This window comes from Pseudobacter ginsenosidimutans (assembly GCF_007970185.1).
Taxonomy (GTDB): domain Bacteria; phylum Bacteroidota; class Bacteroidia; order Chitinophagales; family Chitinophagaceae; genus Pseudobacter; species Pseudobacter ginsenosidimutans.
Map to the genome: position 1 here is coordinate 2248599 of NZ_CP042431.1, position 24744 is coordinate 2273342.

Annotated in this window: 20 protein-coding genes; 15 read left to right on the top strand and 5 right to left on the bottom strand. The window is 45.7% G+C overall.

Annotated features, from left to right (window positions below; translation table 11 throughout):
- Positions 1 to 23 precede the first annotated feature (23 nt).
- Positions 24 to 1265 (bottom strand): glutamyl-tRNA reductase, encoded by a 1242-nt coding sequence (gene hemA / locus FSB84_RS09240; protein WP_130541837.1) that lies wholly within the window; start codon positions 1263 to 1265, stop codon positions 24 to 26.
- A gap of 172 nt (positions 1266 to 1437) precedes the next feature.
- Here hemA and hemH point away from each other — a divergent pair, with 172 nt between their 5' ends.
- The 4 genes from hemH (at position 1438) to FSB84_RS09260 (ending at position 8579) form a co-directional block, all read left to right on the top strand.
- Positions 1438 to 2463: a ferrochelatase gene (gene hemH, locus FSB84_RS09245; RefSeq protein ID WP_207234267.1), complete on the top strand. Its 1026-nt coding sequence runs from the start codon at positions 1438 to 1440 to the stop codon at positions 2461 to 2463.
- A gap of 21 nt (positions 2464 to 2484) precedes the next feature.
- Entirely contained in the window at positions 2485 to 3012 is a 528-nt protein-coding gene (locus FSB84_RS09250; protein ID WP_130541836.1) for a CopD family protein, read from the top strand.
- A 1300-nt stretch (positions 3013 to 4312) separates the two neighbouring features.
- Positions 4313 to 7684 carry an isoleucine--tRNA ligase gene (ileS, locus tag FSB84_RS09255; RefSeq protein ID WP_130541835.1) on the top strand — a complete coding sequence of 1124 codons (3372 nt, stop codon included), beginning with the start codon at positions 4313 to 4315 and terminating at the stop codon, positions 7682 to 7684.
- Between the two features lie 4 nt (positions 7685 to 7688).
- A complete protein-coding gene (locus FSB84_RS09260; protein WP_130541834.1) occupies positions 7689 to 8579 on the top strand; it encodes a TraR/DksA family transcriptional regulator in 891 nt (296 codons plus the stop codon).
- Between the two features lie 224 nt (positions 8580 to 8803).
- Here the strand turns inward: FSB84_RS09260 and FSB84_RS09265 are convergent, their stop codons facing one another.
- Positions 8804 to 10912 carry a S9 family peptidase gene (locus tag FSB84_RS09265; protein ID WP_130541833.1) on the bottom strand — a complete coding sequence of 703 codons (2109 nt, stop codon included), beginning with the start codon at positions 10910 to 10912 and terminating at the stop codon, positions 8804 to 8806.
- Positions 10913 to 11085: 173 nt separating this feature from the next.
- Between FSB84_RS09265 and FSB84_RS09270 the strand changes: the two genes are divergently transcribed.
- Positions 11086 to 11973, top strand: a complete 888-nt coding sequence (locus FSB84_RS09270) for a hypothetical protein (RefSeq protein ID WP_130541832.1) — start codon at positions 11086 to 11088, stop codon at positions 11971 to 11973.
- An 80-nt stretch (positions 11974 to 12053) separates the two neighbouring features.
- On the opposite strand, the gene FSB84_RS09275 is transcribed toward FSB84_RS09270, so the two are convergent.
- The gene (locus tag FSB84_RS09275; protein ID WP_130541831.1) at positions 12054 to 13889 is read right to left on the bottom strand and encodes an ABC transporter ATP-binding protein; all 1836 of its coding nucleotides are present in this window, start codon (positions 13887 to 13889) and stop codon (positions 12054 to 12056) included.
- A gap of 63 nt (positions 13890 to 13952) precedes the next feature.
- On the opposite strand from FSB84_RS09275, the gene rbfA reads away from it, so the two are divergent.
- Genes rbfA through FSB84_RS09290 form a run of 3 tightly spaced genes read left to right on the top strand, consistent with a single transcriptional unit; the run spans position 13953 to position 15931 of the window.
- Entirely contained in the window at positions 13953 to 14327 is a 375-nt protein-coding gene (rbfA, locus tag FSB84_RS09280) for a 30S ribosome-binding factor RbfA (protein WP_130541830.1), read from the top strand.
- Positions 14328 to 14360: 33 nt separating this feature from the next.
- Positions 14361 to 15584 carry an FtsX-like permease family protein gene (locus tag FSB84_RS09285; protein WP_130541829.1) on the top strand — a complete coding sequence of 408 codons (1224 nt, stop codon included), beginning with the start codon at positions 14361 to 14363 and terminating at the stop codon, positions 15582 to 15584.
- A gap of 35 nt (positions 15585 to 15619) precedes the next feature.
- Positions 15620 to 15931: a hypothetical protein gene (locus FSB84_RS09290; RefSeq protein ID WP_130541828.1), complete on the top strand. Its 312-nt coding sequence runs from the start codon at positions 15620 to 15622 to the stop codon at positions 15929 to 15931.
- 245 nt (positions 15932 to 16176) lie between these two features.
- Here the strand turns inward: FSB84_RS09290 and FSB84_RS09295 are convergent, their stop codons facing one another.
- The gene (locus FSB84_RS09295; RefSeq protein WP_130541827.1) at positions 16177 to 17013 is read right to left on the bottom strand and encodes a transketolase; all 837 of its coding nucleotides are present in this window, start codon (positions 17011 to 17013) and stop codon (positions 16177 to 16179) included.
- A 258-nt stretch (positions 17014 to 17271) separates the two neighbouring features.
- On the opposite strand from FSB84_RS09295, the gene FSB84_RS09300 reads away from it, so the two are divergent.
- From FSB84_RS09300 to FSB84_RS09335, 7 genes are all read left to right on the top strand, one after another.
- Positions 17272 to 18405, top strand: coding sequence for an MraY family glycosyltransferase (locus tag FSB84_RS09300; RefSeq protein ID WP_130541826.1), 1134 nt, complete (start codon positions 17272 to 17274; stop codon positions 18403 to 18405).
- A 137-nt stretch (positions 18406 to 18542) separates the two neighbouring features.
- Complete coding sequence (frr, locus tag FSB84_RS09305) at positions 18543 to 19106, top strand: ribosome recycling factor (protein ID WP_130541825.1); 564 nt, start codon at positions 18543 to 18545, stop codon at positions 19104 to 19106.
- A gap of 126 nt (positions 19107 to 19232) precedes the next feature.
- Positions 19233 to 19985, top strand: a complete 753-nt coding sequence (locus tag FSB84_RS09310; RefSeq protein ID WP_130541824.1) for a PPK2 family polyphosphate kinase — start codon at positions 19233 to 19235, stop codon at positions 19983 to 19985.
- Positions 19986 to 20093: 108 nt separating this feature from the next.
- Positions 20094 to 20474 carry a large conductance mechanosensitive channel protein MscL gene (gene mscL, locus FSB84_RS09315; protein ID WP_130541823.1) on the top strand — a complete coding sequence of 127 codons (381 nt, stop codon included), beginning with the start codon at positions 20094 to 20096 and terminating at the stop codon, positions 20472 to 20474.
- A gap of 26 nt (positions 20475 to 20500) precedes the next feature.
- Positions 20501 to 21547 (top strand): DUF3078 domain-containing protein, encoded by a 1047-nt coding sequence (locus FSB84_RS09320; protein WP_147122117.1) that lies wholly within the window; start codon positions 20501 to 20503, stop codon positions 21545 to 21547.
- Positions 21548 to 21681: 134 nt separating this feature from the next.
- Entirely contained in the window at positions 21682 to 22731 is a 1050-nt protein-coding gene (locus FSB84_RS09325) for a segregation and condensation protein A (protein ID WP_225980026.1), read from the top strand.
- A 146-nt stretch (positions 22732 to 22877) separates the two neighbouring features.
- Positions 22878 to 24026 carry a Fic family protein gene (locus tag FSB84_RS09335; protein WP_130541821.1) on the top strand — a complete coding sequence of 383 codons (1149 nt, stop codon included), beginning with the start codon at positions 22878 to 22880 and terminating at the stop codon, positions 24024 to 24026.
- Positions 24027 to 24064: 38 nt separating this feature from the next.
- Here FSB84_RS09335 and FSB84_RS09340 read toward each other — a convergent pair whose 3' ends face one another.
- Positions 24065 to 24694 (bottom strand): murein L,D-transpeptidase catalytic domain-containing protein, encoded by a 630-nt coding sequence (locus FSB84_RS09340; protein WP_130541820.1) that lies wholly within the window; start codon positions 24692 to 24694, stop codon positions 24065 to 24067.
- Positions 24695 to 24744: the final 50 nt, after the last annotated feature.

Below are 24744 nucleotides of genomic sequence, written 5' to 3' on the forward strand. Positions count from 1 at the left end.
TCATCACTCAATTGATGGCAAAGTTAATTCGAACCTGTTGTAATAAACTCGTTGATGGCCTCGATGTACTGACAGCCGCGTGTGTTTTGCTGGCGCATCTTGGAAGCCATTCCATTGATTACCCGCTGAATCTTCAGATCGGAATCAACCGGGCGGGTTGTTACTGTTCCCGGACAAAGTTGAATATATGAAGGGAAGGTTTGAATTTCTTTCAGCTTGGTTTTAACCGCTTTGAGAACAGGCACATGCTTGCGCATCTCATGCCAGTCTGTGAATTCAGCGATATGCTCTTCAATGATAGCAAGCGCCAGTGGCACTTCCGCTTCCCTTTTTTGCAGGGTGGCGTCATTGATCCTGGAGAGCTCGTCAACATTTACCAGTTGAACGTTGGGAAGCAGGCGGGAGGATTCTTCCACATTGCAGGGGATCGAAAGATCGATCACCAGCTTATTGCCCTGGTCCTGGAGATGGGAAGTCAGAATGGTGGGAGTGGCAGCATTGGTTGCTACGATGATAATGTCTGCTCTGCGGATATGATCAGAGAGCAGGTCTGCAGGTACATACTGAACACCCAGTTCAAATGCCAGTTCCGCAGCTTTTTCCTGCGTACGGTTGATCAGGGTGATATTGGTAGTGCCTAAATAATCGATGATATTTTTGCAGGTGCTTCTGCCGATCTTTCCCGTGCCGAGCAGCAGGATCTCTTTACCGGCAATGTCTGCTATATTTTCTTTGATGAACTGGATGGCGGCGAAAGAAACGGAAACCGTTCCGCCACTCAGTCCTGTATTGTTCTTGATGGCTTTGGAGGATTGCAGCACGCTGTTCACCAGTCTTTCAGAGAATGTGCCGATAAATCCTTTTTCGCGTGCAAACTTCACAGCTACTTTCAGTTGCCCTACAATCTCGTAATCCCCGAGGATCTGTGAATCAAGACCAGCACCTACAGAGAACATATGTTGAATGGCGCTCATGCCACTTTTCACATACGCGAGTTGTGAAAAAGTATCGGCATTACCTTCAGTTTGATGGCACAGTAATTGGATTAACTGGTCCGGCTGATCGGCGAAACCATAGATCTCTGTTCTGTTACAGGTGGAGAGAATGAATAATTCGTTCAGTCCATAAGAAGGCGCCAGTGAAAGAAGGGAAGCGTATTGGTCATTGCTGATAGCGAATTTTCCCCTGATGGCAGCGTCTGTCTTCTTATAGTTAATTCCGGCAATAAAAAACTTCGATATGTCTTTGCTACTCTGTCCTGGCATGAAAGTAAATTTCTAAATCACAGCGCAAAAATACCTTCGGAAGCGTCAATCACCTAATCTGTCTGTCATTCTACTGTCATTTTACTGTATGATAAAGGTCACATAAAATAGTGATCAACCTCAGTGAACTTTTCATCCAATACAAAGTTACTTTTGCAAATCATTCGAAAATATGGCAATGGTTAAAAAAGGAATTGTATTGATGAATCTCGGCAGCCCGGATTCTACAGAAGTAAAAGATGTTCGCAGGTATCTGGATGAATTTCTGATGGATAAACGGGTGATTGATACTCCCTTACTCTGGAGAGCCTTACTGGTAAAAGGTATCATTGTGCCTTTCCGCGCACCGGGTTCAGCAAAAGCGTACAAAAGTATCTGGACCAAAGAAGGATCTCCGTTGATCGTGATCAGCAAACAACAGCAGCAGGCTTTGCAGGAACAGGTGGAAGAACCTGTGGCCATCGCGATGCGATATGGAAATCCCGCACCCTGGGATGCTTTTGATGAACTGATGCAGAAAGCGCCCGGATTGGAAGAAGTGGTGCTGGTGCCGATGTATCCGCATTATGCAATGAGCAGTTATGAAACCGCTGTGGAATATGCGAAGAAGGTGCATAAGAACAGGAAATATCCTTTTAAATTGTCAATCGTTCCTCCATTCTATAAGGACCCACGTTATATCGATGCATTGTCTGAAAGCATCAGGCCTTACCTGACTGAGGACTATGATCATATTGTATTCAGTTATCATGGAATTCCGGAAAGGCATGTTGAAAAAACTGATCCTACCGGTAAACATTGTCTGAAGAATGCTGAATGTTGTAATGTTGGTAATCCGGCCCATGCTTTCTGCTACCGTCATCAAATTCTGGAAACTACAAAGCTGGTAGCTGAAAAGCTGAACATTCCGAAAGAAAAATACAGTCATTCCTTCCAAAGCCGACTGGGGCGTGACGAATGGCTGAAACCCTATACAGCAGTGCGTTTGGCCGAAATGCCGAAGGAAGGGATCAAAAAATTGCTGGTGGTTTGTCCGGCTTTTGTGGCTGATTGCCTGGAAACCCTGGAAGAGATGGCGGAGGAAGGAAAGGAAATATTTTTACATGCGGGCGGAGAATCCTTTACATTGATCCCCTGTATGAATGAGCAGCCCAAATGGATCGGAGCTTTGAAAGAATTAGTGCAGGACGCGAAATAAATCCTGACCAAACTACTGGCTATGTATCTCTATATCAAAGCGCTTCATATCATTTTTGTGGTCACCTGGTTTGCGGGGCTTTTTTACATGCCCCGGCTGATGGTATATAATGCGGAGGCTGGCGCTCAACCGGAGCCGGCCCGCGATATTTTGCGGAATCAGTATAATATCATGATGAAACGGCTATGGTTCGGGATCACCTGGCCATCGGCGGTGCTGACCCTGATCCTGGGCTTGTCTGCCTGGTACCAGCTAGGGGTTTTTCCGGATTGGTTAAAGATCAAACTATTGTTTGTGATCGGCTTGTTCTTTTATCATGGATCACTGCATGTAATTGCGAAGCAACAATGGAAGGGAAATTTCAAATACAGTGGTCAACAATTGCGCATTTGGAATGAAGTTGCAACAATATTTCTGGTAGCGATTGTGATGCTGGTGGTAGTGAAAGAAAATATGAGTGTTGTGTGGGGGCTGTTGGGATTGATATTATTTGTAGTGTTGCTGATGAGTGCGATAAAAATTTACAAACTGGTGAGGATGAAAAAATAGATTGTGGAAAAACCGGGACAATTCCACAATTGATTTCCCATATCGGGGAAGTATAACCGGAGAAAGGTATTAAAACAAAAAGAGAGTGCAGGTATTTGCACTCTCTCAGCATTTTATAGGGATAGAAAACTGTGGTATAAAAGGAGCCGACTAATTAGCTATAATCGCTTGTTTTCCTTGTGGATATTGAGTTACGGCGATTTCCATCGAGATACAATATTGCCCGGATACCGGAGATTAAAAACGGGAAATGGCGATGATGGAAATGTACTAAAAGAAAAAACCTTTCCTAGTTTTTAGAGTTTTTAAAGGAAAGGGGAGCAGGAATACTCCCCTTTTTAACCCCTAAACCCTAAACCGTAGAAAAGGTTTTTCATATAATGAGTTCAGAATGTCGATTCAAAAAACTGTTGTTGTCTTTTTCGTTTCATCATTGCTGTTTCACTGACAACATTTATACAGTTTCATAAATTGTGCCAAAGCTTTTAAATGTGGAAAAAGCTGAAGCAAAATTCAAAGAACTTGATCGTTTTAATTTTGTTTTAACGTAGCTATTCCTGATCCGAAATAATGTTACAGTATCCCGTTATCATTTGCGGAAAAGCATCAACAAAGCAAGTCAAAACGAACCTGGCCTGCAAGCCGTTTTTTCTTTACAACGATAAAATGAACTATGCTACTTAGTAATCAGATGAGTCCCGAATTAGTGTAACGGTTGTCGTTAGACGTGGTACCGTGTTTCATTGCTACGAATTGACTAATTCAAAAGGAACAGTGGAGCTTTTAACCAGGGTATATCTCAATCCGGAGGATTGAATGCCTTATTTTGGCAGCGTTTCAGAGTTACTTACGAAATGCGGTCGCATTTAGTTTTTCAAATATCAGAAATATTTTGACACGACAGCATTAAATCCTGTAATTTTTTTCTAATATATATTTCGGTATAATCGGCAACGCCTAACCGAAGTTGTAACAGCTCTGAATCGCTACATATCAACAGGCTGAAAATCTGTTTGGTAAAAGGTTTCAGCCGACCGTAAAAACACGGTTTTATCGTAAATTGACTAATGGTAAAAAATTTCAGCCCTGTTTTCGGCCTGCCTGATCCGGGTCTTTTTTGTGACTGATGCAGTGGTTTTTAACCATGGGTTACACACCCGAACATCTCAATTTTATAACAGCCGACTGCCCCTGATACCCTGAAAATTCAGTACCTTTGCACACTTTTAAACCACGGATTTTACCGGTTCCGGCCTGCCCCTCCGGGGAAAACAGTCTGGATATTAGCTCGAATCATTATATGTCAGCCAAATACCAGGAATTTTCTAGATTGAACCTGCCTGAAATTGAGCAGGAAATCCTTGCCAAATGGGATGCTTCCCAGGCTTTTGAACAAAGTATGTCGCTCCGCGAAGGCGCCCCTCATTTTGTTTTCTACGAAGGACCGCCCTCCGCCAACGGTATGCCCGGCATTCACCATGTGATCAGCCGCACCCTCAAAGACCTGGTTTGCCGTTACAAGACCATGCAGGGCTTCCAGGTAAAAAGGAAAGCCGGATGGGATACCCATGGCCTCCCTATCGAACTGGGCGTAGAGAAAGAACTGGGCATCACCAAAGAAGATATCGGTAAGAAAATCACCGTTGAAGAATACAATCTGAAATGCCGCGAAGCAGTAATGCGCTTCAAAGACAAATGGGACGATCTTACCCGCAAAATGGGCTACTGGGTTGATCTCACCGATCCCTATATCACTTTCGATAACAGCTATATCGAAACGCTCTGGTGGATCCTCCAGCAGTTCTATAAGAAAGGCCTGCTTTACGAAAGTGTGAGCATCCAGCCATATTCCCCCGCTGCAGGTACAGGCCTCAGCTCCCATGAACTGAATATGCCCGGCACTTACAAGAACGTGAAAGACACTTCTGCCGTAGTGATGTTCAAAGCCATCGAGAACGACCGTACCGCTTTCCTCTTCGAAAAGGCAAGGGCTAACGGTAATGCAGAGCTGTTTTTCATGGCATGGACCACTACTCCCTGGACGCTTCCTTCCAACCTCGGTCTCACTGTAGGCGCCAATATTGATTATGTGCTGGTGAATACCGTGAATCCTTATACGCATATCCCCGTGAATGTGGTGTTGGCGAAGGAACTGATCGGAAAATATTTCAAACCTGAAGGTGAAAACCTGACTGTTGATACCTATAAGGAAGGAGATAAAATCCTTCCCTGGACCATCCTCACTACTTTCAAAGGATCCCAGATCGAAGAAGCACGATACGAACAGCTCCTGCCTTACGAAGCTAACAGTCCTGCTGTGGCCGGCGGTGATCCATTCCGCGTTTTGCTGGGAGATTTCGTTACCACGGAAGATGGTACCGGTATCGTACACACGGCGCCTGCCTTTGGTGCGGATGACTTCAAGGTAGGTAAGAAATATGGCATCGGCATCCTGATCATGGTTGACAAGCAGGGAAAATTTGTTGATGGCCTCGGAGAATTCAGCAACCGCTATGTAAAAGATTACAAGAACGAGAAGGATTATGTAGATGTGAACGTAGACATCTGTGTGAAATTGAAGAAGGAGAACCGCGCCTTCAAGATCGAAAAATACGAACACAATTATCCGCACTGCTGGCGTACAGATAAGCCCGTGCTCTATTATCCGCTGGAAGCCTGGTTCATCAAAACCACAGCGCTCCGCGAGAAAATGGTGGAGCTGAACAAGACCATCAACTGGAAACCGAAATCAACCGGTGAAGGCCGTTTCGGTAACTGGCTGGAGAATATGGTGGACTGGAACCTCAGCCGCAGCCGCTTCTGGGGAACACCACTGCCCATCTGGAAAACGGAAGGAGAAGAGAATATCGAATTCAAATGTATCGGCTCAATTGAAGAACTGAATAACGAGATCAGGAAGGCCAATGAAGTACTGGGCGGTGATGTGAACAAGCACTATCTCCATGAAGGCATCCTCGATCTGCACAAACCTTATGTGGACGAGATCGTTCTGGTAAGTCCAACAGGCAGAGCAATGAAACGTGTTCCTGATCTGGTGGACGTTTGGTTCGATTCCGGCGCCATGCCTTATGCGCAATGGGGACTGGATTACGATAAACTGAAAGCCGGCGATCCACGTCCGTTCAAAGCTCCGTTCGGAACCAACTATCCCGCTGATTATATCGCGGAAGGTGTTGACCAGACCAGGGGTTGGTTCTATACCCTGCATGCCATTTCAAGCCTGCTCTATGAAAATGTTGCTTACAAAACATGTGTGAGCAATGGCCTTGTGCTTGATAAGGACGGCAATAAAATGAGTAAGCGCCTGGGTAATGTAGTGGACCCTTTCAAAACCATCAATGAATTCGGCGCCGATGCCACGCGCTGGTACCTTGTGACCAATGCGTCTCCCTGGGACAATATGAAATTCGACCTGGAGGGCATCAAAGAAGTTCAGCGTAAATTTTTCGGTACCTTATTTAATACATACCAGTTCTTTGCGCTTTATGCCAATGTGGACGGATTCGCTTTCAAAGAAAAATACATCCCACTGGCAGAACGCCCGGAGATCGACCGCTGGATACTGAGCTCACTGAATACGCTCATCGGCAAAGTGAAAGCGAGTCTGGATGATTATGAGCCAACACCGGCAGGACGTGCAATTGAAGAATTTGTAGGAGAACAGCTCAGCAACTGGTATGTGCGCCTTTGCCGCCGCCGCTTCTGGAAAGGAGAATACGAACACGACAAAATCTGCGCTTACCAGACATTGTACGAGTGCCTGGAAAAGATCAGTTTGCTGATGGCTCCGATCTCTCCGTTCTTCAGCGATCGGCTGTACAATGCGCTGAATGACGTCACCGGGCTCCGCAAAGAAAAATCCGTACACCATGTGCTGTTCCCTGAAGTTGACAACACTGCAGTGGACGCATCGCTGGAAGAGAGGATGCAACTGGCTCAGGATGCATCTTCGCTGATCCTCAGTCTCAGGAAAAAGGTGAACATCAAGGTTAGACAGCCCCTGCAAAAAGTACTGATCCCCGTTCTGAATCCGGATATGAAGGCGCAGATCCAAAAAGTGGAAGACCTCATCAAGAGTGAGGTGAACGTGAAGGAACTGCAATACCTGACCGAAGATGGGTTCATCAAGAAAAAGATCAAACCGAACTATATTGCGCTTGGCAAAAAGCTCGGTCCAAAAATGAAGTTAGTAGCGGCTGCGCTTGGTAGTTTTACACAGGATGATATCAATCGTTTAGAAAAAGAAGGGTCAATTTCATTGTTAATTGATAACGAACCCTTAATATTACAGGCTAATGAAGCAGACATCACCAGTGAGGATATTCCCGGCTGGATGGTGGCGAACAAAGACTCTCTGACAGTAGCGCTCGATATCACCGTAACCCCTGAACTGATCAGCGAAGGCAATGCCCGCGAACTGGTTAACAGAATCCAAAAGATCCGGAAAGACAATGGATATGAACTAACGGACAGGATCATGGTTCAGTTGACCGATCATCAGGAATTGAAAGGTTCAATCGCTCAATTTAATACCTATATTTGCGCGGAAATTTTGGCAGATAAACTGGAATTGGTCCCTGAATTGCCTGATGGCACTGAAATTGAGGTGAATGATATTCCATTAAAAGTGTTTGTCACTAAAAAAGCCTAACAGTATGGCAACCAAGAAGAAAGCAGCTAAGCCAGCAAAGAAGGCCGTCGCTCCGAAAAAAGCGGCGCCGGCCAAGAAGCCTGCTGCCAAACCTGCTGCTGTCAAGAAAACAACTAAGCCTGTTCCGAAGAAGGCAGCAAAACCAGCACCGGCAGCGAAGTCTGCGCCGGCTAAAAAAGCTGCGGCACCCGCAGCTAAGAAGCCTGCTGCAAAACCAGTGGCAAAGCCCGCTCCGGCACCAGTGAAAGCTTCCAAACCGGAACCCAAGAAAGTAGTGACTGCCCCTGTGAAGGCTGCAGAAGTGAAGAAAGTTGCAGAGCCCAAACCAGAAGTCAAGAAAACTGAAGTAAAAAAACAGGAGCCCGTTGCTCCCCCTCCAATTCCGAAGAAAACTGTACCCCCAACTCCCCCGAAACCGGTTAAAGTGGTGATTCCGGAACTGAAGACGAAGTCTGTTCGTAAGTATGAACCGGATTTTACCAAATCTGTATTAGATCAACCTGAAAACATACAAACGGGACCTACCATGAGATACAGCGACAGTGAATTACAAGAATTCAAAGACCTGATTCTGAAGAAGCTCGAACAGGCAAAGAAAGAACTTACTTACCTGCAGGGATTAATCACACGCAAGGATGAAATGGGTGGCGATGAGAATGAGAATCGCTATATGACCATGGAGGATGGAAGCGTGAGCATGGAGCGCGAGCAACTGGCACAAATGGCCAGCCGCCAGATCAATTACATTGATCACCTGGAAAAAGCGCTCATGCGAATTGAGAATAAAACCTACGGTATCTGCCGTGTCACAGGTAAGCTCATCGACAAAGCACGTCTTCGTGCTGTGCCCCATGCCACACTGAGCATCGAGGCCAAACAGATGATGAACAAATAGTAATTAACCACAAAATTTTGATAGATCCCGGTTGCGAAAGCAGCCGGGATTTTTTTTAGTCTATCTGTAGGCGTTATTGTCGGAGTACTGCAGCCGCTCGTTTCCCGGCGAGTGATCTCATAAGAAGTTCGCCTCCGGCAAAACAACCGGGTGCTACACCTGATTGGTTGCCGGAGGCGAAATAATATCAATCAAACGCCGTAAGGAGGGCGATTGGGCAGAGCCTATTTGAATTCAGCCGGAACAGGCTTGTTCAGCAGGTTCACATACCAGAACCGCGCTGCTTCATTCCTGTTATGAATGCGTTTGTTCATGCTGTTGGCGCCGATGCTGTGACGCTCACCGGGATAGATCATCAATTCAAAATGTTTTCCCAGTTCTTCCAGTTTATCAACCAGTACCATGCTGTTCTGCATGTGCACGTTATCGTCTGTAGTGCCATGTACAATGCGCAGGCCACCTTTGTACTTATTGGCGTAGGTCATCACTGAAGTGTTTTTGTAACCTTCTGCATTGTCCTGCGGCGTGTCCATGAAGCGCTCTGTGTAATGTGTATCATAAAATTGCCAGTCGGTAACCGATGCATTGGCTACACCAAATGAATATACGTCTGAGCCATAGGTGAGCGCCATACAGGTCATGTATCCACCAAAGCTGCCACCCGTCATCGCAAGTTTGGCAGGATCAGCCCAGGGCTGGCTTTGCAGCCATTTGCCTGCTGCCATGAAATCTTCAATTTCATGAACGCCAAGTTTGCGATAGATATAGTTCAGTCCATTTTTCCCGAAATGACCACTGGCGCGATTGTCTATAGCCACTTGCACCAGGCCTTCCTGAGCCCACCATTGTGTGAGGCCGCCAACGGGTCTCCAGCGATCGTACACAGTGCCGGCATCGGGGCCACCGTAGATGCTCACGAGGATGGGATATTTTTTAGAAGGGTCGAAGTTGATGGGGTAAGTGATGGTAACCGGCAGTTCGAACAGTCCATCGGCAGACTTCACGCGTACCAGCTCTGTGCGGGGGATTGCGTAGTTGTCGAATTCAGCGCCTTTGGAATCTCCAAGCATCCGCACCAGTTTCCCTTTTCCATCAACAAGCGCCATTGCAGGAGCTGTTGACAGGTTGGAGTAAGTGGTAATGAAATATTTTCCGCTGGGGGAGAGCTGGACCATGTCGTGTGAGAAATCTCCGAAACTCAGGCGGGTAAGGCCTTTGCCGTTGAGGCCAACTTTGTACAGATCGAAGCGGGCAGAGTTTTCTTTCCTGGACCTGATATAAAGCATACCTGCTTTCTCATCGAATTTAAGCAGGGAGGTGCCCCAGAAATTGCCGTTGGTGATCTGGTTGATCAGTTTGCCGGACATATCGTAATGGTAGAGATTCTGCCAGCCATCTTTATCGCTTTTCACGATAAAGCCTTTGTTGTTGGAGAGGAACTCGATACGATCATTATCGTCAAGTGTGATCCAGGTTTTTTGTTCTTCTTCATATACGATATTCTTGCTTCCGTTGGAAGTATTGATGTTATAGATCTTCAGTTGGTTCTGGTCCCTGTTCATCCATTGGATCCAGAGTTGTCCTCCGGGAGTCCAATAAGGAGCGCCAAAGTATTGATCATCTTTCGCATTGAAATCCGCCCAGGTTGTGGCGGCGGTTTCGATGTTCACCACACCCATTTTCACTTCAGGGTTTTTATCGCCTGCCTTGGGGTAGCGAGTGTTTTCGAGATAGCCATGCTGGTCCTGCAGTACATAGATGGGGAATACAGGAACCATGGATTCATCGAAGTGCATGTAGCAGATCTGTTTGCTGTCAGGGCTCCACCAGAAAGCGCAGTAGTTGCTGGCGCGGCCGAGGATCTCTTCAAAATATACCCAGCTCGCATAACCATTGAGGGTAGTAGCAGAGCCATCGTTTGTAAGTTGTTTTTCTTTTCCAGAAACCAGTTCCCTGGTGTAAAGGTTATTGTCCTTTTTTGTATATGCGATCATTTTGCCATCGGGCGAGGCGGTAATATTGCGGGCGCCTTCGATCTTAGGCTGTGGAGGATTGGTGAAATTGTTAATGGCAGGCGCAGTGTACGGACTGGCTTTTCCTGTTTTCGCATTTACGGAAACAGTAATGGATTGTCCATTTTCTCCTTTTTGCATTTCAAGATAATGATCATCATCTGCCCATCCTCTGATATTGGGCAATGGCCTGGTAATGTTGGAGGGGAGGTTGTTCTTCAGCAACTGGTCTGCTGTGAATTGTTTTTTTTGCGCTGCTGCAGGAAGACCAATGGTCACCAGCAGTAAACATGCAGCAACAGAGAGCAATCTCTTCATCATGAAAATTTTAATTAAGGGGTGAATGTACGAAAAGAGAGGCCAAAAACTTACTCCCGGGGCATAATTGGATAACCTGCGTTGCAGAAATGAAAATTTGGGATTCCCCGCAGTAAAATATCAATATCCTTCATTTCCTTTGCACTGGTTTCAATACCCTAATCAAAACTTTATTAATGAAAAAACTAATCTTACCGTTCCTCTCGCTCTCTTTGTTTATTTCCGCTTGCAGCAAAGATGATAACAAAGCTCCCAAAGAAATCATTCAGCTCCAGGAAGTGGAAATGGAAGACAGCAAACTAAGTTTTACTTACAATGAGCAGAGCCAGCCTACAAAAATTCAGTTTAGTATGAAGGTGAATGACGAAGCGTACCTGCCGATGTATTATCTCGATTTTGCTTACAATAATGGTAAGCCGTCAACTGCTGATTTTTTTATCAGGCCACAAATCAATGAAGACTACAAGCGTCAGTCCAGCGCCAAATTTGTACATGAGGGAGGAAATCTGTCTTATACGGCTTTGGTGGGTTACGATGAAAATGGCACACCTGATGAAGACAGGAGAGATACTTTCTTTTACACTTTCAACGCAGCCAAACAATTGACATCATTAAAATCCGGGAGTAATGGTGCCGCGATCTCACTCGGATGGGATGGCCGCAACAATCTTCTGGTACCTACCCATACGCAGGAGATTTCAGATGAGCGTATCACCACAAGTTTTGAACATGGTTACGACAATAACATCAATCCCTATTCATTCAACGGACTGGGCTTTTTGTTGACTACCCTTAATTTGGGTCAGGTGGAAATGCCTGATCAATTGTTGTCGGCCAATAACGTGTTGTCTTATAAACAAACCATCAAAAGAGAAACGCTCGATAATGGCCAGGTAGTGGGTGAACCTGCCTACGAGTATACGACTATTGACCGTTCTATTACGCTGGGTGAAAAAGGTTTGCCGGCAACAATTGAATTGAAGGAGAAGAGGACTAACCCTTCCGGATCCGAAGAGAACCAAACGCGAAACTACAAATTCAAGTACAGCATTATAAAACAGTAGATCAATTACAGGAATACTGTAAAATAAAACGGCTGCTCTTTCCCGAAAGAGCAGCCGTTGCAGTATCATACAATTGTAGCTTATTTCACTTCCTGCATTTTCACCAGTTTGTGGTAGAATCCTTCCAAAGCAATCAGTTGATCGTGTGTGCCGCGCTCAACGATCTGACCGCGCTGCAGTACGATGATCTCATCTGCATGCCGGATTGTACTCAGTCTGTGTGCGATCACGATGCTGGTCCTGTTGGCCATCATTTTATTGATGGCATCCTGCACCAGTCTTTCACTTTCCGTATCCAGGGATGAAGTGGCTTCGTCCAGAATAAGGATGGGCGGGTTTTTCAGCACAGCGCGTGCAATGGTAAGTCTTTGCCTTTCTCCTCCACTGAGTTTGCTTCCGCGGTCGCCGATATTGGTCTCATAGCCTTCTTCTTTTTGGGAAATGAAGTTATGGGCATTGGCGATTGTAGCTGCATTCTCGATATCGGTCAGCGAAGCATCGGGATTACTCAGCGCAATATTGCTGGCGATGGTATCATTGAAGAGGATCGGCTCCTGCGTTACGATACCGATCTGGTCTCTCAAGGATTTCAATGAATAATCTTTGATATTGACGCCATCGATGAGCAATTCACCACTGCTGACATCGTGGAAGCGTGGCACCAGGTCAGCGAGCGTTGACTTGCCTGCGCCGGATGAGCCTACCAATGCAATGGTCTTGCCTTTCTCGATGGAGAGATTGATATTATCCAGGATGGTAACATCCTCGTATTTGAAAGAAACGTTTTTGAATTCGATGCGGTTATTGAAGGACGTGAGTGTTTTGGGGTTGGGCGCTTCTTCCACAACCACCGGCGCTTTCAGGATCTCTTCCACACGGGCGATAGCGGCGCTTCCGCGCTGAGCATTGTAGAAGGCAGTACTTAAAGATTTGGCCGGGTTGATGATCTGCGTGAAGAAAACGATATAGGTGATAAAGGCTTCAGCAGTGAGGCCGCTTGCTATTCCGGTTGCTTCATTTCCCAGTACCATCTTACCTCCGATCCAGAGGATACAGCTCAGTACAAGTACTCCCATGAACTCGGATAACGGTGATGCCAGATCGCGGCGGAATGCCATCTTCACACGAAGTGTATGCAGGCGATGGCTTGTATTGAGGAAACGGTTATTGAGCAGTTTCTCCGCATTGAAGGCTTTCACAACGCGAAGACCGGAAATGGTTTCATCGAGTATCGAAAGGATCAGTCCCTGCTGTTCCTGCGCCTGATTGGATTGCTTTTTAAGTTTGCGGCTGATCCTGCCGATTATGAAACCAGTGGCAGGCAACAATACAAGCAGGAACAAACTTAAAGTGGGGCTGAGGAATACAAGGGTAAAAAGAATGATGAGGATATTGAGCGGATCGCGGATCAAACCTTCCAATGTACTCATGATGCTCCATTCGATCTCATTCATATCGTTACTCATCCGGCTCATGATATCGCCTTTGCGTTGTTCAGTGAAAAAGCCGATGGGAAGTTTGAGGATCTTATTGTACATATCATCACGAAAGGTGGTCATTACCCGGTTGCGAAGCGGGATCATGATCCTGAACGAAAGATACAGGAACAGGTTCTTCATCAGAACCGAAACGATCACTGTGATGCAGATAGCTGCCAGCGCATATGCCTTACCGTAAGTATCGATCAGCAGGGTAAGGTAATACTTTAAACAGGCTATTACATAGGCTGAACTGAAAGAAGCTTCCGGCAGTTCCCGAACAGGTGCATCCTTTCCGAAAAGGAGTTGAAGGAAGGGCGCCAGCATGGCCAGGGACAATAAGGAAAACAGGATGGATAACAGTATAAATACCACATATATCAGGATATTGCCTTTCTGGTTCCGGAGATAAAAGAGAATCGTGGAAAATCGCTTCATGGATTAAAATATAGATAAACAGCGCAAAGTAACTAATTTTACAACGATTAATCCGTTAAAGGAATGCAAGAAGGAAAAAGACAAAAACAGATAGCAGGCCTCCTGAACGAGGAATTGAATGGTATCTTCCAGCGATTGAGCCTGACCATGATAGACGGCGGTATGGTATCCATTTCCGGCGTGAAAATGACCCCGGACCTGCTGGAAGCCCGGATTTACCTGAGTTTCTTCCAGGTTAAAGACGCCGCTGCCGCCCTGAAAAAGATAGAAGACAGGGCCTGGGAAATCAAAAAAGAACTTACCTCCAGGGTGGCCAAACAGCTCAGGCGAATGCCAGAACTGAGGTTTTACACAGATGATACCCTTGACCATGTGTTTAAAATGGAGGACCTGTTCCGCCAGATCAAAAAGGATGAAGAAGGGAAAGAGGAAAAATAAACAGCTGCCCCAATCACACAATAAACCCTTTGAATGAATTTTCTCTTCGCCTGGCGCTATTTCAAAGCAAAGAAATCCACCAATGCCATCAATGTGATTGCCTGGGTGAGCATGATCGCGATCATGTGTATCACCTTCGCATTCATCGTGGTATTAAGTGTGTTCAATGGTTTTGAAGGGCTGGTGAAAAGTTTGTATTCATCTTTCTACACCGATATCCGCATCTCGCCGGCAAAGGGAAAACTGATCACACTCACGAAAGAACAACTACAACAACTCCGCAGCAATCCGCAGGTTCGTCACTATTCATTAATGGCCGAAGAAAAAACTCTGTTGCTGAACGATGATATCCAGGTGATCGCTGATCTCAAAGGGGTTGACAGTAACTACAAATTCGTGGCAGGTGTTCCTGAAAAAATGTTCCGCGGCAGTTTCCTTACAGGCAATGAGGAGTATCCCACACTGGTATTGGGCAATGGCGTGGAGAATGCACTGGGCGTGGAATCCGACAAGAATGTGTTCCCGCTCACCGTGTATCTTTTCAAGCGCGGCGCTACTGTCAATACTACAAACCCCTACGAAAGTTTTGCTGCTTCCAATATCAATACTGCCGGTACTTTCATGATACAGGCCGATATCGATAACAAATTTGCCATCACCAACCTGGCCTTTATGAAGCGCATGATGAACCTGGGGCCCGATGAATACAGCGCAGCAGAAATTGCACTGCTGGATGGCGAAAAGGCCGATGAAGTAAAAAAGCAATTGAGATCGATCTTCGGGGAGCAATACAGGATCGAAACGAAGTACGAACAAAATCAAAGCCTGTACAGCGTAATGACCATGGAAAAATGGGCTACCTACGGTATTCTTACCCTGATGCTGATTGTTGCTGCATTCACCATGATCGGCGGTCTTACCATGCTGGTGCTGGAGAAACAAAAAGATATCCAGGCGCTCAAAGCGATGGGGGCAGACAACAGGCTGGTACAGAAAATATTCCTGAGTGAAGGCATCCTGCTGGCCGGTATCGGTGCCGGAGCCGGCATTGTGCTGGCCCTGATCTTCTGCTGGGCGCAGGTTCGGTTCAAGCTGATCCCGCTGGAAGGAGGAACCTTTCTCATCGATTATTATCCGGTGAAAATATTGCCACAGGATTTTGTATTGATCCTGATCACTGTATTGTTCGTGGCTATACTGGCTTCGTGGTTCCCTTCCCGTAAGGCGGCCTTACAACCGATTGAACTGAAAACCTAGCGAGCCTCCTGACTCTCCCTGTAACCCTATTGCATATGCGCATTAAATCTTTCCTGCCCGGAACTTTTATATTTCAAACCTCCCTCAGGCCGCAAGACATTGAATTCATTGTGCTGGACAAAATGCCGGAACCGGGCTTTTCCCCTGCTTCACGATCCTATGCGGACTATTTTGGAGAAGCCGATGATACATGTTTCGTTATCCGTGGCATTTCACAATCGAACAGACCGCCAAGGCCAGTGGCCAGGGCACAGATGGAGTTGATGCCGCAGGGTGGCACCAGGGTGATTGTTCGCTTTGGGTTTGCCTGGAGAATGAAATTGTTTTGGGTATCGCCGCTTTTATGATTGCACAAATGACCTGCACGTTGATTACTCAAACCATCAACATTGCTGAATACTTATCCCATATTGGGCTCTTGATATTGACTGGCCTGGGCTTTATCGTTTACTTTCTTTACAGGTTCCGGTCGGATTGTGAAAAGATGAAAAAAATGATGCTGGATCTTTTTAATGGTCAGCCATTAAATGATTGAGCACAAAAAAATCCCGGCCGAAGCCGGGATTTTATATTAAGTTTTTGTGAACTGCGTTTAATAATCACCGAGAGTTTCCGGCAACTGGGCCAGTGCTTTGGCCAATTGTTCATCGTTGGGGGCAATACCATGCCATTCGTGTGAGCCTTCCATGAAATCAACGCCGGCGCCCATCTGGGTCTTCATCATGATGGCGATGGGTTTTCCTTTTCCTACGAATGTTTTGGCTTTTTCCAGTGCAGCAACCACTTGATCTACATCATTCCCTTCATCGAGGCGGATCACTTCCCATCCGAAAGCTTCGAATTTGGCGCCAATGTCCCCAAGTTTCATCACTTTATCAGTGGGACCGTCGATCTGTTGTCCATTCCAGTCTACAGTAGCAATGAGGTTGTCCACTTTTTTTGCGCCTGCAAACATGATGGCTTCCCAGTTCTGGCCTTCGTCCAACTCACCATCACCACTAAGTGAAAACACGAGATTGCTTTCTCCGTTGAGTTTTTTGGTGAGGGCTGCTCCGATGGCTACGCTCATACCTTGCCCGAGGGAACCTGAGGCTATACGGATACCCGGAAGGTGCTCATGTGTAGCTGGGTGGCCCTGGAGGCGGGAGTTCAGTTTACGGAAAGTGGCTAGTTCTTTTATGTCAAAATACCCGGCCCTGGCCAGGGTAGAGTAGAAAACCGGGCTAATGTGTCCGTTAGACAAAATGAAGACATCCTCATTGGTGGCATTCATATTGAACTGCGGGTTGTGCTGCATTACCTTGAAATATAATGCTGTAAAATAATCTGTACAACCAAGGGAACCACCGGGGTGGCCGCTTTGTGAGCCGTGTACCATTCTAACAATATCCCTGCGGATCTGTGTGGCGATGTCTTTTAATGCTGGCATAAACAGTCTTTAACGGTCTTTAAATGTGGTGGCAAAACTACAAGAAATTGTAGACCAAGTGATGAACTCTATTAAACTTTTCTTTATTTTTGATCTCCAATTGCCCGCCTTAAACAATAAAGTTGCCTGAATTGAAGTTCATTTATAGCGACAAGTGCTGTAGTTTTGAACCTTGGCATCTATTTTGCCCCAACCGGCCAGATTAGCAGCACGTAGATATTATAAAGACAAATATTTAGGAAACCAAAATCAGGGCTGATGTTTGATGTATTACTTTCGATAGCTATATCCTTTACTGTAACCTTCTTAGCTATCCCTGTAATTATTACAGTGGCCGAAAGAAAAAAACTCTTCGACATTCCGGACGAGCGCAAGATCCATGAAATGCCGATCCCTTCACTGGGCGGTCTTGGCATATTTGCCGGCTTCATCCTGGCCTGTCTGGTAGCCATTCAATTTCAGAAATCGAACGAGATGCAGTATTTTCTGGCTGCAGCCTTCGTGATCTTCTTCCTGGGTCTGAAAGATGATATATTGGTTATTTCCCCCATCAAGAAATTCATTGGACAGGTGCTGGCCGCCTTCCTGATCATTTATAAAGGTGGTGTACAGCTCACCAGCATGCATGGTTTCATGGGCATTCATGAATTGCCTGAATCCTTCAGCCTGCTGCTGACCTACTTCACTGTGATCGTGATCATCAACTCATTCAATCTGATCGACGGTATTGATGGCCTGGCCGGAAGCCTGGGCCTGATGACCTCCATCATTTTCGGATTCTATTTTCTGCAGAATAACATGATCGGGTATGCGATCCTGGCCTTCTCACTGGCCGGCAGTGTTGCAGCTTTCCTGATCTTCAATTTCCAGCCCGCGAAAGTATTCATGGGCGATACGGGTTCCTTATTGATAGGGCTGATTACGTCTATACTTGCCGTTAAGTTCATTGACGCAGCCAATGCTACCGATGTGGCCTATCCGCTGATAGCATCACCGGCCCTGGCCTTTACCATCCTGATGATCCCCCTGCTGGATACATTAAGGGTTTTTGGTATCCGTATCATCAACCGCCGCTCACCTTTCAGCCCCGATAGAAACCATATCCATCACCTGCTGCTAGACAGAGGCCTTTCTCACCGTACCATTACGTTGAGCCTGGTAGCTGTGAACCTGCTGTTTGTGGTGGTTGCTTACAGTATGCGCAATTTCGGTTGCACCTGGATCATCCTTGGGGTGATCGGGTTCTTCTTTACCGGTATTGCCGCCCTGTACTACACACGCCCCCAACCCCGCCTTTTTGTGGCCAGATCTGTGGAAAAAGACATCAAGGAAAAAGGTACCACCAAGATCGTTCCTCTTACCAAGGATACAATCCTCGAACACAAGAATTGAGTCCCTTCACATAAATCTCAAGGGTCTTTTACGTTCTTCTGAATTGTAAAAGACCCTGATTTATTAAATTCTCATCCGTTCTCTGTGCAATTTTTCTGATTTGACGTAGGTTTGCAACGCACTTAATTCATTCAATTATGTCAGACGAGTTAAATATTATCAAAAGCCAGGCTGAAGAAGCCATGGTGAAGGCTATTGACCACCTGGAAGCCGAGCTGATCAAAGTACGTGCAGGAAAGGCCAACCCAAACCTGGTAGACGGCCTTGTTGTTGACTACTATGGAACCCCCACACCTATCAGTCAGGTGGGAAATATAACAGTGGCCGATGCCAGAACGCTGGCCATTCAGCCCTGGGAAAAAAATATGCTGCAACCGATCGAGCGCGCTATCATTGCCGCCAATATCGGTATCACACCCCAGAATGATGGTATGATCATTCGACTCTTTATGCCGCCGCTCACAGAAGAGCGCCGTAAAGAACTGGTGAAACGCGCACAGGGCGAAGGAGAACATTCAAAAGTTGCTATCCGCAATATCCGCAGGGATGCTATCGAAAAGATCAAGAAACTGCAGAAGAACGGCCTCAGTGAAGACGTTTGTAAAGACGGAGAAAAGAATGTGCAGGACCTTACAGATAAATTCATTTCTCTGGTAGATAAACATCTTGCAGCGAAAGAAAAAGAAATCATGACTGTGTAACAACAGCCGCTATATGTTTACGAAGGCTGTCTCGGAGAGACAGCCTTCTTTTTTCAATCCTGCGCATTAAAAAGGTACATCAGCAAATCAGAAAAATGATATACCTTAAATCTTACAATAGCCGCTATGGGAAAAACATTACTATCCTCCATCAGTACCCGCGCTCCTAAAGAGTTTGACAAGCAGGAAACAAAGGCTAAGACCGAAGCCATTATGCAGAAGCTGGACGAACTGCAGAACCTGCTCTACGCAGAATCCAAACACGCCATCCTGATCGTGATCCAGGGAATGGATGCAAGCGGAAAAGATGGCGTGATCCGCAACGTATTCGGTACCCTCAACCCACAGGGCGTTACAGTGAAAAGTTTTAAAGTACCAACGGCAGAAGAATTGTCTCACGATTTCCTCTGGCGTGTACATGCTCACGCTCCTGCAAAAGGCGTGATCCAGATCTTCAACAGATCGCATTATGAAGACATACTGGTTACACGGGTACATCATCTTATAGATGATGATACTGCCAAAAAGCGCATGAAGGCCATCAACGATTTTGAACAACTGCTCACCGAACATAACAGTACGCGCATCCTTAAATTCTACCTGCATGTTTCTCCTGAAGAACAACAGGAAAGACTCAACGAGCGTATACACGACCCCGCTAAACAGTGGAAGTACAACGCGAATGATTTTGAAGAAGCAAAGAAATGGGACGACTACATGAGAGTATATGATGATGCTTTCACACATTGTAACAATGTTCCCTGGACCATTGTACCCGCAGATCAGAACTGGTACAAGGAATACCTGATCGCCAACACCCTGCTGAAAACATTGCAGGATCTCGACATGAAATACCCCGGTCTCAAAAAAGAACAATAGCCTCTTTGCCTAACCGAAATCCACATCGTGGAAATCAATATATGGCTGGCAATTATATATTATATAGTTTTGCCATGGTTGCATTCATTCAATTAAAAATCTATCTATATGGGAATGCTTAAAGACTTCAAAGACTTTGCACTGAAAGGTAATGTTGTTGATCTCGCCGTTGCGGTGATCATCGGTGGCGCTTTTGGAACCATCGTCTCTTCTCTTGTTGATGATGTGATCACGCCATTACTGCTGACTCCCGCATTGAAATTTGCCAATGCAGAGAACATCGATACGTTATCCTGGGGCGCCGTCAAATACGGAAAATTCCTTTCAGCCATCATCAAATTCATCATCATTGCCTGGATACTCTTCCTGTTGGTCCGTGGTATGAAAAAGTTGACAGCTAAGAAAGATGAAGCTCCCGCAGCACCCCCTGCACCAACTGCCACAGAGCAATTGCTCATGGAGATCAGGGATGAGCTGAAGAAAAAGTAATCTAACCATCATTATATTCTACTACTATGCGAAAAATCTTGCTCTTTTGCGCATTCAGTTTGTCATTGTATGCACTGAAGGCACAGGACCCAGGTGTAAAAGAAATCAAATCAACCGCTGAAAAAGCAGTGGCCGTTGATACTTCCCACAAACATGGATGGAGAAAAGGGGGCCTTTTTTCCCTCAACTTCGGACAAGGCAGCAGTAAGAACTGGGCTGCCGGTGCAGAAAAATTCTCTTTTTCCACTTCAGGTCAACTAAGTGTATTTGCCAATTACAGGGAAGGAAGATTCTACTGGAACAATAACCTCGATCTCGGTTATGCGATCGTGAATACCACGTCGCTGGGTAACCGAAAAACAGATGATAAGATCGATTACTTCTCCAAGCTGGGTCATGATCTTACCAAAACGCTCAGCCTCTCCGGCGTGGTGAACTTCCGTTCACAATTCACGAACGGATTCGATTATACCTATCTCGGAAAAGATACCTACAAGCGCAGGACCTCCGCATTCTTTGCACCGGCCTACCTGATCGTTGCGCCGGGTATCGACTGGCACCCTGTACCTTATTTCAGCCTGTTCATTTCTCCAATATCTGCGCGTTCTGTGATTGTGACCGATGCCTGGAGCTATTATTTCCCCGGTGGCATTATTCCGGTTGATGATGGCGGTGGCTTTGAAAAACCACTCTCTACCCTCTACGGAGTGGACCCTCATCAGAAAGTGAGAATGGAGCTCGGTGGATTCGCTTCCGCTAATTTTGCCAAGGAGATCCTCAAGAACGTTACCTACAAGAGCCGTCTCGATCTCTATTCCAACTACCTGAGCACTTACCGCTATACACCCACAGGTTCTTACCAGGTAGAAAGAGAAAAGCACTCGGCCAAGCCGCAAAATGTAGACGTATTCTGGACCAACCTCATTTCTATGAAAGTGAATAAGTTCCTGAACGTTACGTATAATTTCGACCTGATATATGATGATGATGTGCGTCAGTTCGGGCCCGATAACACTTCGGCCGGAACACAGCTCAGGTCCTTGCTCAGTGTGGGTTTTTCAGCTAAATTCTAAGCAGGATATTTCATACATTTGTCGCCTGCTGTTCCCCGCCGGGAGCTGCAGGCGGCTTTGTTTCCGGGCTATCCAGCCGGTGCGTGATCCTGAAAGACAGGCAGGTATCCCGGAGAATATTCCAAATCATCAGCATGGTAAATCAGTCTTCGTACCAGATCAGGCTTCCCCAGTTCGAGGGACCATTCGACCTTCTGCTCTTCTTCATCGAGCGGGACGAACTGGATATCTATAATATTCCCATCACCAATATCATCAAGGATTTCCTTGCATATATCCATGAGCAGGAAAAACTCAATATTGAATTATCGAGTGAATTCATCCTGTTCATCAGCACACTCATGCGCATCAAAGCAAAAATGCTGCTGCCTAGGAAGGAGCTGGATGCCCAGGGTAATGAGATCGATCCCCGTCAGGAACTGGTTGACAAGATCCTCGAATACAAACGCTACAAGGAAGCCGCCGTTCAGATGGCAGAAATGGAAGCGATGCGTATGCTGATGGTGCGCAGAGGTAATCTCGCCAAAGAACTTTCCTCCATCGGAGAAGAATCCGGCGAGGGAACCGAGATACAAACCATCACGCTCTTCAAGCTCATGAAGACTTTCGAGCGCGTGATGAAGCGGATGGAACAGCGTAACAACAAACCCGTTCATACCGTAGTGCGTTACAACTATACCATGGAAGAAAGCCGTGAGTATATGATCTACACACTGAAGAAAAACAAAACAGTTCCCTTCGAAAGGATCTTCAACAGGGCTAACGATCGCATACAAGCGATATTCCTCTTTCTTTCCATGCTGGAGCTGGTTCAGTTGAAATATCTTACCATCATGGTGGGCGAAGGAAGGAACAACTTCATCGTTGAATATAATGAGAACAGGGAGGAAGATGAATTTGGATTGGATGGCCTGCCGAACGGATTGATGTCTGGTGGAAATGAGGAAAAAAGCGGATTGTTTGGAGAAGAGTTTGCAGAGGAGTTGGAAGAGGATGATTTTGAAGAAGAGGAAGGGAATGAGGAAGAAGATGATGAGTTGAAGGATGGAGCGATAGAAAATAAATCAGAAGAAGCTGAAGAAGATGATGACTCTGATGAAGATGACGAAGAAGAAGAGGATGATGACGATGATGACGATGAAAATGATGACGAAGAGGAAAATAATGAAGTGGATAAAAAGTAAGCAAGCATTCAAAATATGTTTAAATGCCCGCCACCGGCGGGCATTTTTTTATCCAGTCTAAGTTTCCTTAAGTAAACTTAAAGAATAGTAAGTTTACTTTTTTGGCAAAAAGTAAACTTGATGAAAAATAAGTATACTTTTGTAGAATGAAAAATTCCAGGCAATCCATAGAAAAATTCAAAGCTGGTCATTTTGAAAAAGGGATGAATTACAAATATTTTGTCCCTTCAAACATTAATCATTTTTGGGTTTGGGAAGATGGAACGATCAATGCTTTGCTGGAAAAGGCGTATGTTAAGCTGGGCGAGCTCAACTCATATGCTCGCCTGGTGCCCAGTACAGATCTTTACATTCAGTTGCATGTTACCAAAGAAGCGGTGGAGTCCAGCAAAATTGAAGGCACCCGTACGCAAATAGATGAAGCTTTATTGCCGGAAGATGAGATTCAACCAGAACGAAGGTCTGACTGGATAGAAGTGAATAATTATGTCAGGGCGCTTTACGGCGCCGTCAGGCAATTGGATAAACTTCCGCTTTCTTCGAGATTACTGTGCCAGGCACATAAGATACTGATGAATGGCGTTCGTGGTAATAATAAACTACCTGGAGAATACAGGACCAGTCAGAACTGGATTGGTGGCGCTACTTTATCTGAAGCCGTTTTCATTCCACCGGCTGCTCATTATGTACATCCGCTCATTGGTGATCTGGAGAATTTTCTGCACAATGATGATGTAGAGGTTCCTGCATTGATCAGGATCGGAATTGCACATTATCAATATGAAACTATCCACCCGTTCTTAGATGGAAATGGAAGGATCGGGCGTTTGCTGATCCCTCTCTTTCTGATCTCTACTGGAATTTTAAAAAAGCCATTATTGTATTTGAGTGTGTATTTCGAGAAGAACCGATCACTTTATTACGAAAATCTCCGGCGCGTAAGTGAAAGGAATGAACTTGTAAACTGGCTGAAATTTTTTCTGACAGGAGTAATAGAAACCGCCACCAATGGAGCAAAAACATTGGATGCGGTATTGGAATTAAAGGTTGGGCTTGAAAAGGAAATCCTGACAGATATTGGCAGGCGCCAGGCCTCCGGCCAAAAATTGCTTGAACATTTATTTCATAACCCGGTAATCAACATAAAAAAAGTTGAAGAGGTTTGCCAGTTAAGTACTAAAGCTGCCAATGATCTGGTGAGGATTTTTGAGGAAAGGAAATGGCTTGTACAGGAGAATAGTTCAGTAAGATTCCGCTGGTTTGTTTTCGAGCCCTATATCAGCTTGTTTAAGTGATCTCCGCAAATTTGCGGAGATCATACCTTCTATTCTGCTCATTCGTAGATGTATAGCAAAATGGGTTTGCTGCTCTTATCAATGATCCCCGCCAGCTTTTTCAGAAAATCAGCAGAAACCGTTGGGCAGCCATCGCTCTGGCAGATTGGGTAAGGAGCTACTTCATTATTGGGTACGCATTCATGGGAATGCAGTACAACATATCTTTTGAAAGCATTGCTGTTGGTGGCGTCAAGGCCATGCAGTTTATAGGCCAGTCCGAACCTGCCATGGTAAGGATTCCCGATCTTGTATTTCCCGAGAGACGTACAGCCGCAGCCTGCTTCGTTGCCGTATTTCCTGCCTTTCAACCAGGTTTCATTGCATCGGCCATGCGTTACCAGGCTGGCATCCAGGACTGAATCTTTTTTCATATCATAAATGAAAAAACGGTTCTTACCGGATTCGATCTTCATATCGATCATAAAGCAAAGCTCAGTGTTGAAATTGTTCGCTTTGGCAAAGGTTTGAAGTATTGTGCCTTTTGATCCCAGTTTTCGCATAAGGGTTGCTGATGGGAGGGGCTTGACCGCAGGCGCTTTGCTGTTCTTCTTATAAAGATACCAGCCGCCGCTGGCCAGCAGGAACACGATCAGTAAAGAAACAATAGTGAGAATGAACCTTTTCATGGAGATGGTTTATCAGGGCAAACGATGCCTTTCCGGCAATGATGCCGAAA